The 16,101-nt window shown below is 43.5% G+C and carries 9 protein-coding genes; 7 read left to right on the forward strand and 2 right to left on the reverse strand.

Features of this window, described 5'->3' with window-relative positions:
* The first annotated feature begins 14 nt into the window (after positions 1-14).
* From argB to I5907_RS07310, 4 genes are all read left to right on the forward strand, one after another.
* Complete coding sequence (argB, locus tag I5907_RS07295) at positions 15-800, forward strand: acetylglutamate kinase (RefSeq protein WP_196990054.1); 786 nt, start codon at positions 15-17, stop codon at positions 798-800.
* The gene (locus I5907_RS07300) at positions 793-1,866 is read left to right on the forward strand and encodes a M20 family metallo-hydrolase (RefSeq protein WP_196990055.1); all 1,074 of its coding nucleotides are present in this window, start codon (positions 793-795) and stop codon (positions 1,864-1,866) included. The genes argB and I5907_RS07300 overlap by 8 nt, the downstream gene beginning before the upstream one ends.
* Before the next feature lie 126 nt (positions 1,867-1,992).
* Positions 1,993-3,336 (forward strand): argininosuccinate lyase, encoded by a 1,344-nt coding sequence (gene argH, locus I5907_RS07305; RefSeq protein WP_196990056.1) that lies wholly within the window; start codon positions 1,993-1,995, stop codon positions 3,334-3,336.
* Positions 3,337-3,514: 178 nt separating this feature from the next.
* A complete protein-coding gene (locus I5907_RS07310) occupies positions 3,515-4,972 on the forward strand; it encodes a CoA-acylating methylmalonate-semialdehyde dehydrogenase (protein ID WP_196990057.1) in 1,458 nt (485 codons plus the stop codon).
* Between the two features lie 177 nt (positions 4,973-5,149).
* Here the strand turns inward: I5907_RS07310 and I5907_RS07315 are convergent, their stop codons facing one another.
* Both I5907_RS07315 and I5907_RS07320 read right to left on the reverse strand, forming a co-directional pair.
* On the reverse strand, positions 5,150-6,211 hold the full coding sequence (locus I5907_RS07315; protein ID WP_196990058.1) for a phosphotransferase enzyme family protein: 1,062 nt from the start codon (positions 6,209-6,211) through the stop codon (positions 5,150-5,152).
* Positions 6,212-6,312: 101 nt separating this feature from the next.
* A complete protein-coding gene (locus tag I5907_RS07320) occupies positions 6,313-7,332 on the reverse strand; it encodes a LacI family DNA-binding transcriptional regulator (protein ID WP_196990059.1) in 1,020 nt (339 codons plus the stop codon).
* A gap of 211 nt (positions 7,333-7,543) precedes the next feature.
* Here I5907_RS07320 and I5907_RS07325 point away from each other — a divergent pair, with 211 nt between their 5' ends.
* From I5907_RS07325 to I5907_RS07335, 3 genes are all read left to right on the forward strand, one after another.
* Positions 7,544-10,651 (forward strand): SusC/RagA family TonB-linked outer membrane protein, encoded by a 3,108-nt coding sequence (locus I5907_RS07325; protein ID WP_196990060.1) that lies wholly within the window; start codon positions 7,544-7,546, stop codon positions 10,649-10,651.
* 18 nt (positions 10,652-10,669) lie between these two features.
* The gene (locus tag I5907_RS07330; protein ID WP_196990061.1) at positions 10,670-12,268 is read left to right on the forward strand and encodes a SusD/RagB family nutrient-binding outer membrane lipoprotein; all 1,599 of its coding nucleotides are present in this window, start codon (positions 10,670-10,672) and stop codon (positions 12,266-12,268) included.
* A 431-nt stretch (positions 12,269-12,699) separates the two neighbouring features.
* The gene (locus I5907_RS07335; protein WP_196990062.1) at positions 12,700-15,990 is read left to right on the forward strand and encodes a VCBS repeat-containing protein; all 3,291 of its coding nucleotides are present in this window, start codon (positions 12,700-12,702) and stop codon (positions 15,988-15,990) included.
* Positions 15,991-16,101 lie beyond the last annotated feature (111 nt).

Here is a 16,101-nt window from a genome sequence, read left to right on the forward strand (position 1 = left end):
AACTAAATGCAAGTATGAATAAATTGTACGTAATAAAAATTGGCGGTAACATTATTGATGACGATGTAAAGTTGCAGATGTTTCTGTCTTCTTTTGTGGCGGTGGAAGGTAGAAAGATACTGATTCATGGTGGTGGTAAACTGGCTACAAAACTTGCAGCGCAGTTAGGTGTTGAACAACAGATGATTGATGGCAGAAGGATAACAGATGCAGAAACATTGAAGATCGTTACTATGGTGTATGCAGGTTACATCAACAAAAATATTGTTGCGCAACTGCAATCACGTGGCAGCAATGCAATTGGTCTTTGCGGTGCGGATGGGAACGTGATACAATCGCATAAGCGGCATCACACCTCAATTGATTATGGTTTTGCAGGAGATGTAGATACGGTGAACACAGGGCTATTACAAAGCTTAACAGAACAAGGCATTAATGTAGTGATGGCGCCCATTACACACAATAAAGAAGGACAGTTGTTAAATACCAATGCAGATACCATTGCACAGGAAATTGCACAGGCAATGAGTGCATTGTACGAAACGCATTTGATCTACTCTTTTGAGAAAGCCGGCGTTTTAATGAATGCAGCAGATGACAGCACGGTGATCAATTCCATTACACCGGCCTCTTACAAAACACTGAAAGACCAGCAGGTAATTTATGCAGGTATGATACCAAAGCTCGATAATGCTTTTGCAGCACTGCACAGCGGTGTACACCGGGTGGTGATAGGCAAAGCAGAGCAATTACAGGAATTAATCCATCAGCAATCAGGCACAAGCATCGTTCATGAGTAACCAACACATACATAACCTTTTTTCAGATGCAGCAGGGCTTTTAAAAAAACTCATCAGCACGCCATCTTTTTCCAAAGAAGAAGATAATACTGCAGAGATCATTGATGATTTCCTCAATGCCAAAGGTGTAAACACATACAGTTATCTAAATAACATCTGGGCAAAGAATAAATACTTCGATGAGCGTAAACCAACCATTTTACTTAATTCACATCACGATACAGTAAAACCAAACAAAGCCTATACGCTGGATCCTTTTACGCCATTAGAGCAGGATGGAAAGTTGTATGGCCTTGGCAGCAACGATGCAGGCGGTTGTCTTGTGTCATTGATTGCCACATTTATTCATTATTACAAACAGGAAAACCTGCAATACAACCTTGTTATTGCTGCCAGTGCTGAAGAAGAAATTTCCGGGCACAACGGCATTGAAATATTACTGCCGCGTTTGCCGGAAATTGATTTTGGTATTGTTGGCGAACCAACATTGATGAACATGGCAGTTGCCGAAAAAGGCCTGCTGGTTCTGGATTGTACCGCACATGGGCGGGCAGGCCACGCTGCAAGGGAAGAGGGTGAAAATGCCATCTATAAAGCATTAAAAGATATCGAGTGGTTTCGTACGTATAAGTACGATAAAGTGTCTGATCTGCTGGGCCCGATGAAGATGAGTGTAACGATTATCAATGCAGGCTCGCAGCATAATGTGGTACCGCATGAGTGTAAGTTTACGGTAGATGTACGCGTAAACGAGTTGCATACCTTTGAAGAAGTGTTGGAAACCATACGCAGTAATGTAAGCTGCGATGTACAGCCGCGTAGCTCACGCCTTCGTTCAACATCTATTGCAACAGATCACCCGCTTATACAGGCTGGTATAACACTTGGCAGAAGCTATTATGGTTCGCCAACAACCAGCGACAAAGCGCTGATGCATTTCCCGACCCTTAAAATGGGGCCCGGCGATAGTGCCCGCAGCCATACGGCAGACGAATTTATTTACATAGATGAGATCAGGCAGGGAATAGCATTGTATATACAGTTGCTGGATAAAATACTGTTATAGTCAGCAGTTGCAGTTCCACGTTACTGTAATGAACGAAAAGGGTTGGCAGGTTTGCACTGCACGCAGCAGATCATTTAAACGAATTCAATAAAACGGGAAACCGGCAACCAGTAACCGGGCACTAACATGAAACTTTGGGCAAAAAATACCGCGTCGTTAAAAGAAGTAGAACAGTTTACTGTTGGCAAAGACCGTGAATTTGATTTGTTGCTGGCACCTTTTGATGTGCTGGGAAATATTGCGCATGCAAAAATGCTCGCTACCATCGGGCTGCTTACCCTTGATGAAGCAGACCAGTTAACAACGGAGTTGCGGCATATTTATGCAACAACACAGGCTGTAGATGATACACGGTTTACTATACACAGCAATATTGAAGATGTGCATTCGCAGGTTGAATACCTGCTGACAGAAAAGCTTGGCGATACCGGTAAAAAAATACATTCTGCACGCAGCCGCAACGACCAGGTGCTGGTAGATGTAAAACTGTACCTGCGTAGCGAGCTGGAGAAAACCGTGCATTCCGTTTATGCTTTCTTTGAATTGCTCATAAAGCAAAGTGAAAAATTTAAAACACACCTGCTGCCGGGCTATACACATTTACAGCTTGCCATGCCTTCTTCTTTTGGGCTTTGGTTTGGCGCGTATGCAGAAAGCCTGGCAGACGATACTGTAGCGCTAAAGGCAGCATTCGATGTGGTCAATAAAAATCCGTTGGGTTCCGCTGCAGGCTATGGTTCTTCATTCCCGGTAAACAGAACGTTGACCACCAGGCTGCTCGGTTTTGCAGATTTAAATTACAACGTTGTGTATGCGCAAATGGGCCGCGGCAAGGCAGAGCGCATGGTGGCTGCTGCACTCGCCAATATTGCAGATACACTGAGCCGCCTTAGTATGGATGCCTGTTTGTTCCTCAACCAGAATTTCGGTTTTATCAGTTTCCCGGCAGAGCTTACCACAGGCAGCAGCATTATGCCGCACAAAAAAAATCCTGATGTGTTTGAGCTCATCCGTTCTTACTGCAACCGCATCAAAGCATTGCCCAACGAGATCCTGATGATGACCACCAATCTTCCATCCGGTTATCACAGAGACCTGCAGTTGCTCAAGGAACACCTCTTTCCTGCGTTTGAAACCTTGCGCAGTTGTATAGATATGGCAGGGCTTATGCTAAGTAATATGGAGGTAAAAGAAAACATTCTCGAAGATGAACGGTACCAATACCTCTTCAGCGTAGAAGAAGTAAATAAGCTTGTGCTGCAGGGCACACCTTTCCGCGATGCATATAAAAAAATCGGGTTGGATATTGAGGCAGGCAATTACACTTATTCAACACACGTGGCACACACGCACGAAGGCAGCATCGGTAATTTGTGCAACGATCATATAACCGCTAACATGAAAAAAATAATAGACAGTTTCCCGTTCAGCGATTATCATCAGGCGTTCGGTCATTTACTCGGTAAATAATTTTATGTAGCCGGCACCGGTAATGCTGTGCATCGTCCCTTGCGTCGCACTCTTTTACTGTATAACAACAGGCAACTCCTCCGGGTTGTTACGCCGCACTCTTATACAACCTGTAAAGTACAGCAGGCAATCAACTCTTACATTTCCTATCTTAGTACACACACTAAAAGCTGCTTGTATGAAATACCCGCTGGTGCAAAATTATATCAATGGCAAATTTGTAAATGCCGGTACCGGTACCACACTGCCTGTTATTTCTCCTTTGGATGGTAATCTGTTATCTGTGGTGCCATTATCAGCAACGGCAGACCTCGATCAGGCTGTAGAAGCCGCCAGGGCTGCTTTACCGGTATGGTCCCGCATGCCTGTAAAAGAACGGGTGCAGGTATTCTTCCGGTATAAAACATTGCTGGAAAGAGACCTGCAGCAGCTCGCCTCACTCATCAGTGAAGAGAATGGCAAAACCATTGGAGAATCTGTAGCCGAGGTAGAAAAGTGCATAGAGCTAACGGAGTTTGCCTGCTCCATACCGCAGTTGGTAACAGGTGAAATACTCGAAGTAAGCAAAGGTGTTGAATGCAGAACAGAACGCGTACCTGTGGGTATTGTGGCATCCATTGTGCCCTTTAACTTTCCTGCTATGGTACCCAACTGGACAATACCCAATGCTCTTGCTTTGGGCAATTGCATGATCATAAAACCATCTGAAAAAGTACCGCTTACGCTTGCGAAGATTGCATTGCTGTTAAAAGAAGCGGGTTTGCCAGACGGGGTATTTAATATTGTAAACGGCGATCATACAATTGTAAATGCCATATGTGCGCATCCTTCCATACATGCGGTAACCTTTGTTGGTTCTACCAAAGTAGCAAAGCATGTTTACCGCCAGGCCACGCAACAGCTTAAGCTGTGCCTTGCCTTGGGCGGTGCAAAAAACCACCTCATTGTTTTGCCAGATGCCAAAGCTGATATGACTGCGCAGAATGTTGTGGCATCTATGAGTGGTTGTGCCGGCCAACGTTGTATGGCTGCATCTGCCATGGTAGCCGTTGGTGGTGTTGATCATATTATTCAAAAGATCTGCGACGAAGCCAAAAAAGTAATACCCGGAACAAACCTTGGTGCTGTTATCAATAAAGCAGCGCAGCAAAGAATTGAACAATACATTACAGAAGCGGAACAGCAGGGAGCAAAAATTCTGGTAGATGGCCGTAAGGCGGTGGTGGAGGGCAAAGAAGACGGCTCTTATGTTGGCCCGACCGTTATAGATTTTGTAACACCGGGCATGGCTGTTGCAAAAGAAGAAATATTCGGGCCGGTTATCTGCATCATGCGTGCTGACAGTCTTGATGAAGCAATCAGCATTGAGAACAGCAATATATACGGCAACGCGGCAAGTGTATTTACACAAAATGGCAGCTATGCACGTTACGTAATAGAACGGGCAAGTGCCGGTATGATCGGTGTGAATGTTGGTGTACCTGTACCAAGAGAACCGTTTTCTTTTGGTGGCTGGAATGAAAGCAAGTTTGGCACTGGCGATATTACAGGCAGGAGTTCAATAGAATTTTTTACAAAGCTGAAAAAATCAACTGTAAAATGGAATCCTGAAGCGGGTGTAAACTGGATGAGCTGATGCAGGAATTTGTTGCGGCGGGCTTTAGCCCGCCGTTTTATATTTATCCATTACGGCTTTGGCCAAAAGTGTAATGTTATACTTCGCTTTGATCTTCGCTTTTGTTCAGTATTGTTTCAACAGTACAAGAGTGCGACGCAACGAAAGCTTCATCGTATTCCTGCTGCCGGGTACATACTATATATGCTGTAAAGCGCCTGTAACGAGCTGCGATAGTGCAGGTTCTTTTTGCTGTAGTTTTTGTAGCAGTGTTATTTGGTTGATGGTGCGGTTGAGGTTGTGACCGGGATACCTGGCACCGTAATAAATATCGTTGTTAAGATAATCGGCAAGAAAGCGCAGGGCCTGCATGTATATCATAAACTTTCCTGCATAAATGAAATAATTTTTTTCTGTTGTTGTAAGCTCTTCTGCCATCTCACCGAGGTAGCCTTTTACAATAGCATCAAAATAATCTTCGCGTATGTCTATTTTGGAAAAGTCTGTTTCTTCTTCGCCAGCCGGAGAAAGATAGGTACGCATCATATCGCCTACATCACTTATAAAATAGCCGGGCATTACGGTGTCGAGATCTATTACGCAAAGGCCTTTGTTGTTGCTGTCGAACAGTACGTTGCTGATCTTTGTGTCGTGGTGGGTAACACGTTTCTTAAATGCCGGGTTATGGAGAATATTTTCAAATGCGGTTACAATATCCCTGTTGTGTATAAGTATGTTTATGGAAGACCTGGCTTTTTGTAAACGCTCTGCGGAAGCGCCTTCCACAGCTTTTTCAAACTGCGAATACCGGAGTGAGAGGTTATGGAAATCCGGTAACGTTATGCTCAGCTGATCAATATCGAAGCCGGCAAGCAAACGTGTAAATTTGCCAAACTGCCTGGCTGCTTCGTAAGCGAGTTCTTTATCTTCCACCACGGTGTAGGAATGAGAACCTTCCACAAAACCAAAGAGCCTGTAACTGGCGTTGTCATGTTCCGCCAGGCCTTTATGATCGGTCGTGTTAATGGGTGTGGTAAATAAATAGCCCGGGGAGTGTTTGTGCAGGTATGTTGCCAGCCGGGAGATATTGTTGTCTATATTTTGAGGAAGTGTAAATACCTGCGTGTTGATGCGTTGCAGGATATATTGTTTTGGGCCATTTTTTACAAGCCATGTATGATTGATAAGGCCACTGCCAAACGGTTGAATTTGCACTTCATCGGTGTTCAGACTAAACCTTTTGAGAATATCGGTTGTCATGCGCAGGTTATGGCAATGGATTTTATAATCTGGTTACAATTCAAAAATAAAGATGATTAATGCTGCTTGTATAATCAAACGTTTGCACGGAAAAATATTGGCTATGCATTGTTGATCATCAGTTGTGAGTCGAGTATGATTTTGTAATAGGATGGCAGTGCACTGTCGTCTGTTTTTTCCAGTAGTTCGATCAGCATTTCTGTGGCTTTTTGCCCCTGTTTGTAAGGGAACTGTTCTACAGAAGCCATCGGGCTGTATTTTAAATAATTGGTAAACGGGAGATTGGCATAGCTGACAAAACAAATGTCTTTATTAAGCTTTAGCTTTTGTTGCTGCGTATAGTGCATGGCGTCCATGGCCACATAATCATTGAAGACAACCACGGCGGTAACCTTTCTTTTGTGCGCAAGTAATTCTTTTACCGCTTTTACATTACCATCAGGAGAAAGGTCGGTATTTACCACAAGGGAAGGGTCGAACTTTATCCTGTTTTTGATGAGCGCCTGTACGTAGCCTTCCTGTCGCTCTTTACAGGCAAACAGGTTTTCAGGGCCGTTGAGTAAACCTATTACGCGATGCCCTTTTTGCAAAAGGAACTTCACGGCCTGCATGGTACCTGATACCATATTGCAGGCAACATAATTGATATCCTGCATACGCGGTATACGGTCAAAGAAAACAACCGGGATATTTGCCTTCTTCAGCACTTCAAAATGTTCGTAGGTAGTGGTGCTCTTTGCAATTGAAACAAGCATGCCATCAACACGGTGCATCTTCATTTTTTCGATCAGTTGTTTCTCTTTCTCTACCTCATCGTGCGATTGGCCAAGCAACACTGTGTATTTGTTTTTTGCAGTAACATCTTCTACGCCGCTGATGGCTTCGGAGAAGAAAGACTCACCAAGATGCGGCAGTATAACACCAATGGTAAATGTTTTACGCTGCTGAAAGAAAATGGCTGTCTGGTTGGGCTCATAGTTTAATTCTTCTGCCAGTTTTTTTACCTGCATTTTAGTGCGTAAACCAATACTGGCATGATCGTGCAATGCTCTTGACACGGTTGATACAGAGATGTTTAACCGGCGCGCTATTTCCTTGATTGTCGGTTGTTTATTAATCATTTTACGGTTGTAGCTGTTTTAAATTTTTACGCAAACGTTTGAGCGGTTTATGTCCAACTTTATTAGATCTAATAAACGTAAATTTAGAGATACAACTGCTTTCGATAACCAAAATCTTTATTATGCCCTCTTCTTTAAAGATGTACGATTCGTCGTAAACGTACCCGCTATGTCAGTATTGCTTCTATTTTATTACTAAACAAAAACTGCTATGGGAAAGCTTAAAAAAATCTGTTTACTTCCGCTGTTGTTATTGATCATAACGGCAGCAAACGCTCAAACGCGAACCATCAAGGGTAAGATTGTTTCGGCCCAGGATAATTCGCCCATTGCCGGGGCATCTGTTTTGGTAAAAGGTTCAACTACCGGAACAGCGTCGGGCAATGACGGTTCTTTTACATTATCCGTTTCATCGGGTGATGTGGTGTTGATTATATCATACATTGGCTTTGCAACGGTTGAACAACCGGTAAGCGCATCAACTTCAGATGTAAGTATTAAACTCAGCGAAGGAAAAGGTGACCTTGGTGAAGTGGTGGTAACTGCATTGGGTATTACACGCCAGGCAAAGACACTGGTTTATGCCACACAAACTGTGAAGCCTTCAGAGCTTACAGAAGTGAGAGATCCCAACAATGTGCTGAACTCACTTTCCGGGAAAGTAGCCAATGCTGTTATTACACAAGGTTCGGGCGGCCCCGGTTCCGGTGCCAGAATTGTATTGCGTGGTAACCGCTCCATACAGCAAAGCAACAACGCATTGATTGTGGTAGATGGTGTTCCAATCAATAACAGTACGAATGGTACAGGTACCAGCGATTTTGGATCTGTACAGGGTTCAGATGGTGCATCTAACATCAACCCTGATGATATCGAATCAATGACCATATTAAGGGGTGCATCGGCAGCTGCGCTTTATGGCAGCCAGGCAGGTAATGGTGTCATTGTTATAACTACTAAGAAGGGTAAAAAAGACCGGATGTCTGTAACCCTGAATTCCGGCGTTGTAGCAGAGTCGGCATTTGCGCTGCCTAATGTTCAAAATGTGTATGGCCAGGGAAACAGCAATAAAATGGATCTTACATCCGGTGAAAGCTGGGGAGAAAAAATGACCGGACAGTCAATTACCAATTATCTTGGCAATCCCGGCACATACTCACCACAGCCGGACAATATCAAAGATTTTTTCCGCACAGGAACAAGTTTCAATAATTCAATAGGCGTATCAGGCGGTAATGAAAAGATGCAGACCTATGCGTCTTATACAAGCAACCTTATACAAGGTATTATTCCTGCAAATAACCTATACCGTAATACCGTTAACCTGAGAATAACAAACCAGGTTACCAGCAGGCTGTCTACGGATGCGAAGGTTACCTACATCAACCAGCGTATCAGGAATAAACCAAGAACAGGTGAGGAGAATTCACCTGTAAGTAATATTTACCAGATTGCGAGGAACATTCCGATCACTGATGCACAGCAGTCAGAATTTATCAATAATGTTGGTGTGCCAACGCCTACAACGTGGCCATCAACATTGAGTTCTATTTACCAGAACCCTTACTGGATGATCAATCGCACTGCTATCAACGAAAGCAGGGACAGGATCATTGGTTTTCTTTCTGCAAAGTATAAGATCACTGACTGGTTAAGTATTTCCGGGCGTGCAAATCTGGACAGAACTTATGAAAAAGGCGAGAACCAGGTTTCGCTCGGTACAATTTTGTACAGCGCATCCGGCGGCAACTATTCTATTTACGATTTCAGGATTACGGAGCAATGGTACGATGCGATACTGGAAGGAAACAACAACATCGGTAAAGATATTAAAGTTAATTACCGGGTTGGTGGTATATTCCAGGATGCAGCTGCTATTTCAACAAACGCGGCTGCAGGTGGTTTAAATGTGACCAATAAATTCAGTATGAACTTTGCAAAAGCACCTTCTGTTAATTCTGGTGGTACGCAAATTCAAACACAATCTGTATTTGGCCAGTTGAACCTGTCTTATAAAGACTACCTGTACCTGGATGCAAGTTTGCGTAACGACTGGGATTCAAGGTTGCCATCTCCCTACTCATACCAGTATCCATCAGTTGGTTTGTCAGCAATCATCTCAGATATGACAGTATTACCAAAAGCAATTTCCTTTCTTAAAGCAAGTGCAAACTATGCTGAAGTTGGTAATGGTGGCCAGTTTGCTTTACTTGCCAATACATATGGATACTCACTTGGTGCGGGCAACGGGTACCTTACAAGAAGTTCAGTATTGTCTATTCCGGGCCTTAAGCCGGAGATCGTTAAGAACCTGGAATTTGGCATTGAAGCAAGGTTTATTAATAACCGGATCGGTTTTACTGCTACTTATTATAAAAGTAATTCGTTCAACCAGTTGCTGACTGTTGCATTACCGGTGGCTACCGGTTATTCAAGCAAATACATCAATGCCGGTAATATACAAAACCAGGGTTTTGAGTTTGTAGTAAATGGCACACCTATCAAGAATAAAAACTTCTCGTGGGATGTAACATTCAATTTTGCTACAAACAAAAACAAGATCGTAGAACTGAGTGATGAAGTTAAAATATTCTATCTCGGAGGTGGGTTCGGACGTTCTGCAACACCTGTTGTGGAAGAAGGTAAAAGCTACGGAGACCTGCTTGCATTTAAATGGGCCACTGACAGTAAAGGAAATTATATAGTAGATGGTAATGGAAAACCTGTAGCTACGCAGGCCCAGGAGTACATTGGAAACTTCAATCCAAAAGCTACTTTAGGTTTTACAAACACTTTCCAGTATAAGAATATCTCCATGCGCATATTAACTGATGGAAGGGTTGGTGGTGTAATGGTGTCCGGTACCGAAATGAACCTCGCATTCAGCGGTATTCCTGAAGTAACAGAACAGTATAGAGAGGGCGGATGGAACCTGGGCGGAGTAGACGCAAGCGGATCTCCGGTTAGTGCCACTATTACCGCGCAGGACTTCTGGCAAATTGCCTCCGGTAAACGCTATGGAAACGGTGAATTCTTTGCTTACGACGCTACAAATTTCAGGCTGAGAGAACTTTCTCTTGGTTACTCTTTACCATTGAAGGAAAAATCATTTGTAAAAGGAGCTAAAGTATCTTTTGTTGCAAGAAACGTTTTCTGGATTTACAGGGGCAGTTCAAAAATGGATATTCCAGGTCTCGGTACCAGAAAGATGTGGTTCGATCCTGATATGAGCCTCGGTAATGCCAATTACCAGGGCGTAGAATACGGAGCCTTACCTTCAACCAGAAGCTTTGGTGTAAACGTTCAACTAACATTTTAATTACACTAAAATCTTAATATGAAAAGATATAATAAAGTATTTAATAAGAATAGCATTGCGGCACTTGTTGCGTGTAGTGTGGTTTTCTCTGCATGTACCAAAAAATACGACGAGATAAACCAGAACAGGAATGCTATACCTACCGTAGGCGCATCTGAACTGCCGTTCCTGTTTGCAAAAACAGAACAAACAGCAATACCAAACGTATGGAACTACCAGGTTGCACAAAACCTGTTTGCAGACCAGTACGCACAATACTTTGCTTGTACCGCTACATACTTTCCGTCAGACAGGCTTAACATCAGGATGGATTGGGTAGGTGCGGCATTTAATCCCATCTACACAGATCTTTTGCCCCAGGCGCAAACCATCTTTGCGAATTCTGATCCTGCATCGCCTGAGTATGCACTGGCAAACATTGTATGGGTATTGGGTTTCCACAGGGTAACTGATTATTGGGGTCCTATTCCTTACTTTAGTGCAGGAGAACCCAATCCTTCGGTTCCATACGATCCGCAGGATCAGATATACGATGATTTCTTCAAACGCCTGGAAAGTGCTGTTACGGTGCTTAAAAGCAATACCTCCGCCACGCCTTATGGCGCATACGACATCATTTATGGTGGTGATGTAAACAAATGGATAAAATTTGCAAACACTTTACGCCTGCGCTTAGCTTTAAGGATATCAAAAGTCGATCCTACACGTGCCAAAGCAGAAGCAGAAGCAGCAGTGGCCTCAGGTGTATTTACAGCAAGCCCCGGAGATGATGCGCTGATCAAAAAAAGTGATAACGGTTCAGACTGGAATGGCTTATCTATCATGAGCGACTGGAATGAATTCAGGATGAGTGCCGCTATGGAATCTGTAATGAACGGTTATAAAGACCCAAGAGAATCTACATACTGGATACCGGCCGGTGCAGACCAGGATCATCCTGACGGAACCGGTAAGTACGAAGGATTGAGAAATGGGCTTACTTCCACCCAGCTTACAGAAACAATTAATAAGGCAACTTCCAATTCTAAAGTTGGCAAAAGATGGTCATCACCTTCATTTGCGGGCACTACTAATTATCTTACCACATCCCAAAATGTAATGTGTGCCGCAGAAGCATACTTCCTGCGTGCAGAAGGCGCTATACTTGGCTGGAACATGGGCGGTACAGCACAACAGTTATATGAAGATGGCATCAGAAATTCTATGTACCAATGGGGTATTACAGATGAAGCTGCCATTACCGCATACATCGGCAGTACTGCTACACCGGTTGCTCCAAACGATTACCTCAACTCACCGCCGGTGTCCGATGCCCCGGTAAAATTTGCCGCAGATCAAAGTACACAACTTGAGCAAATTGCCATTCAAAAATGGCTGGCCTTGTTCCCGGATGGAAATGAGGCATGGGCAGATTATAGAAGAGGACGTTACTTTATTTTATACCCCGTAGCAAATTCTGAAAATCCGGATATCCCGGATCCAACCACGCAATGGATCAGGAGAATTCCATTCCTGTTGTCTGAAAAACAAAACAACCCCGATGGCGTTGCAACAGGCGAATCTGCTTTAGGTGGTGCAGATAAAGTAACCACACCGCTGTGGTGGGATAAAAACTAAGAGGAGTTTTCTTTTAGCATAAAAGGTTCCGCTCAAAAGGCGGAATCTTTTTTTAATTATTGAGTCAGCTGCAGTGCTGCTATTAAACTGCTGTTGCGTCGCACTCTTGTACTGCAGGAACTCTATTGATCAAACGCGAAGATTGAAGCGGATAGAAAAAGATGGCTGCTGTGCAAATAACAATGTGTTTGTACAGCAAATTTTATTTCGTGCGGCAACATGTGTATCAGCAACCGGCTAAGGATTCACCTGCGCTGTTGAAGCCGCCACGCTGCAGTTGCCATAGAAGAGGTACCCTGAAACGAGCGTGGCAACAGGCGATGCCACAAAGTGTAAAAGCTGGTAACAAAATAATCAGCCTGGCCACCAAACGGGTGATGTGTAAGCGGCAATATTTTATCTACATTTATACAACTAATTACTAACTGCTGATGCGTATTTTTCATTGTTGCATACTGCTGCTGCTTTTTGTACTTAATGCATGCAGAGACGATCATTCAACGCTTTTTACAAGGCTCGACAAGTCTGCTACCGGTATTAATTTCAACAACACATTGTTTGAAGACGGACCGCTCAACGTTTCCAACTATATATACTTTTATAACGGTGGTGGAGTTGCTGTAGGAGATATTAATAACGATGGCCTGCAGGATATTCTTTTCACGGGTAATATGGTTAGAAACCGCCTTTTCCTAAATAAAGGCAATCTTACATTTGAAGATATTACCAAACAGAGCGGTGTAGATCAAATGCAGGGCTGGTGTACAGGCGCAACAATGGCAGACATTAACGGAGACGGCAAACTTGATATATATATTTGCAGAAGTGCAGACATCAACCCGGAACGTAGAAAGAACCTGCTGTTCATCAACAACGGAGATCTTACTTTTAAAGAAAGTGCTGCGCAATACGGTTTGGCAGATAATGGCTATTCAACACAGGCCGGCTTTTTTGATTATGACAAAGATGGCGACCTTGATTGTTTTATCATCAACCACTCCCTGCAAAAATATACTGCCGGCGTGCAGGACAACCCGGAGCTAAGAAATGAACGCAACCCTGATTTTGCTACAAAACTTTACCGCAACGATCATAACCACTTTACCAATGTAAGCGATAGCGCCGGCATAACTTCCAATGTATTAACATTCGGTTTGGGTCTTGCTATTTCAGACGTGAACAACGATGGTTGGCAGGATGTGTATGTTTCCAACGATTTTAATGAACCTGATTATCTTTTTATCAATAACCGCAACGGTACGTTTACCGAAAGTCTTGGTAAATGCATGGATGAAATTTCGCTTTACTCAATGGGTTCCGATGTGGCAGACTATAACAACGATGGCTACACAGACCTGGTAACGTTAGATATGATGCCCGAGGATAACCGTACCCAAAAAATGCACAGCGGCGCAGAAAATTTCGATAAGTTCCAGATATTGTTTGACAAAGGATTTTACTACCAGTACAGCCGCAACATGCTGCAAAAAAACAATGGCGATGGTACCTTTAGTGAGGTGGCACAGCTTGCTGGTGTATCCAATACCGACTGGAGCTGGACGGCCCTCTTTGCTGATTATGATAATGACGGTAATAAAGACCTGTTTGTAAGCAATGGCTATGTAAAAGATTATACAGATATGGATTTCCTGCGGTATTCTGTAGACCGGGTTATACGTAACATGAATCACGATTCTGTAGATGGCATTCCCGAGTACATTCAAAAAATGCCAACCAACGTCATTCCCAATTACATATATAAAAACAACGGCGATGGCACCTTTACCAAACAAACCAAAGAATGGGGTTTTGAAAAGCCGGTGGTATCAGCAGGATCAGCTTATGCAGATCTCGATAATGACGGAGACCTCGATCTTATCGTCAATAACTCCAACGATTATGCAGATGTGTACCGCAATAACAGTGAAGCCACAAAAGAAAATAACTTTCTTAAAATAAACCTCCAGGGGTCTGCGGGCAATTCACGAGGTATAGGTGCTAAAATAAAAGTATTTTGTAAAGATACTGTTTATTACCAGGAGCAATCTCCTGTAAGAGGTTTTCAAACTTCTGTAGATCCGGTGTTAAACTTCGGCATAGGCAGGCACAAAATGGCAGATTCGGTTATTGTTATCTGGCCAGATGATAACATGCAAAAGCTTACAAACATAAACGCCAATACAACCCTTATCATCAAAAGTATTGATGCAAAAGATAAATTTTCTTATGTACCTGCTGCTGTACAAAAGATAATTAGTACTGACACACTCGCTGCTATAAGCCATACAGAAAACGGCTTTAACGATTTTACAAGCCAACTGCTGCTTATTAACTATTTATCCAGGCAAGGTCCGTGTATTCAGCAGGCAGATCTTAATGGTGATGGTCTCAGCGATCTTTTTACCGGCGGTGCAAAAGGCTTTCCGTCTAAAATATTTATACAGCAGCCAAATGGCACATTTGCTGAATCTGTGCAGCCCGCTCTGGCCGCAGATGCCGGCAGCGAGGATGTAGCTGCCGCCTTTTTCGATGCGGATAACGACGGTGATGCAGATCTCTATGTTGGCAGTGGCGGTTACGAGTTTGAGCAGTCTGATTCATTGTTGCAGGACAGGCTGTACATCAACGACGGTAAAGCTGGTTTTGCAAAAGCATCAAATGCTTTGCCGCGTATGCCTACCAGTACCGGCTGCGTGAAAGCCGCAGATATAGATGGTGATGGAGACGTGGATATCTTTACCGGCGGCAGGCTTGTACCCGGCATGTATCCTGTCACACCGCGTAGTTATGTTTTATTGAACGATGGCAAAGGAAACTTTGCTGATGCAACAGATGCGGTGGGCAGCACCCTGAAAAATATCGGTATGGTTACAGACGCTGCCTGGGTGGATGTAAATGCAGATAAAAGACCCGATCTGGTTGTAGCAGGAGAATGGATGCCTGTAAAGGTTTTCATCAACCAAAACGGTAAACTGGCAGATGCGTCAAAAGACTTTATAAAATTTGAAAGCTCAGGCTGGTGGAATAAAATCTACGCAGCAGATATGGATGCTGATGGCGACAGTGATCTTATACTTGGCAACATTGGCTTAAACGCGCAGTTCAGGGCCAATGCCAAACAGCCACTCAGTATTTATTATAAAGATTTTGACAACAATGGTTCTGTAGACCCGGTATTCTGTTATTATATACAAGGCGTTTCTTACCCCGCTGCTTCAAGAGACGATCTTGCAGACCAACTGCCTTTCATCAAAAAGAAATTCCTTGAGTACAAAGGCTATTCCACCGCAACCATCAATGATATATTTACAAAAGAACAGTTGCAGGATGCAAACATTTTACAGGCAGGCTTAATGGAAACCATTTACCTCGAGAACCAGGGCGCCAAAGGTTTTGTAATGCACAAACTGCCGGCAGAGGCACAGTATGCGCCGGTATATGGTATGGTGGCATTAGATGCAAACAAAGACAATAAAAAAGACCTGTTGTTGCTCGGCAATAACACGTGGACACGCATTAAATTTGGCCGCTACAGCGCCAACCATGGCATACTGCTTACCGGCGATGGAAAAGGAAACTTTACATATGTGCCGCAACCTGCAAGCGGCCTCAACATCAGGGGAAATGTAAGAAGCCTTTCTGCAATAAAGACAAAAAATGGAGAAGCCTTTGTTGCCGGTATAAATAACAGTAAGGCATTATTGCTGCATGTAAATAATTAGTGGCGCAGGTATAGTTGCTTAAGCTGCATTACTACTATCATCGCCTGTTGTGTCACTCACTTGTACGGCAGTGCATCTGTCGGTATTGTTTAACATGCTTAAATAGTTAAC

Origin of the sequence: Panacibacter microcysteis (assembly GCF_015831355.1) — a bacterium.
Lineage (GTDB): Bacteria > Bacteroidota > Bacteroidia > Chitinophagales > Chitinophagaceae > Panacibacter > Panacibacter microcysteis.

What these genes read in the sequence shown, in the direction of transcription:
- argB (WP_196990054.1), top strand. Translation starts at nt 15, where the DNA reads ATGAATAAATTGTACGTAATAAAAATTGGCGGTAACATTATTGATGAC.
- I5907_RS07325 (WP_196990060.1), top strand. Translation starts at nt 7,544, where the DNA reads ATGGGAAAGCTTAAAAAAATCTGTTTACTTCCGCTGTTGTTATTGATC.
- I5907_RS07310 (WP_196990057.1), top strand. Translation starts at nt 3,515, where the DNA reads ATGAAATACCCGCTGGTGCAAAATTATATCAATGGCAAATTTGTAAAT.
- I5907_RS07300 (WP_196990055.1), top strand. Translation starts at nt 793, where the DNA reads ATGAGTAACCAACACATACATAACCTTTTTTCAGATGCAGCAGGGCTT.
- I5907_RS07335 (WP_196990062.1), top strand. Translation starts at nt 12,700, where the DNA reads ATGCGTATTTTTCATTGTTGCATACTGCTGCTGCTTTTTGTACTTAAT.
- I5907_RS07315 (WP_196990058.1), bottom strand. Translation starts at nt 6,211, where the DNA reads ATGACAACCGATATTCTCAAAAGGTTTAGTCTGAACACCGATGAAGTG.
- I5907_RS07320 (WP_196990059.1), bottom strand. Translation starts at nt 7,332, where the DNA reads ATGATTAATAAACAACCGACAATCAAGGAAATAGCGCGCCGGTTAAAC.
- I5907_RS07330 (WP_196990061.1), top strand. Translation starts at nt 10,670, where the DNA reads ATGAAAAGATATAATAAAGTATTTAATAAGAATAGCATTGCGGCACTT.
- argH (WP_196990056.1), top strand. Translation starts at nt 1,993, where the DNA reads ATGAAACTTTGGGCAAAAAATACCGCGTCGTTAAAAGAAGTAGAACAG.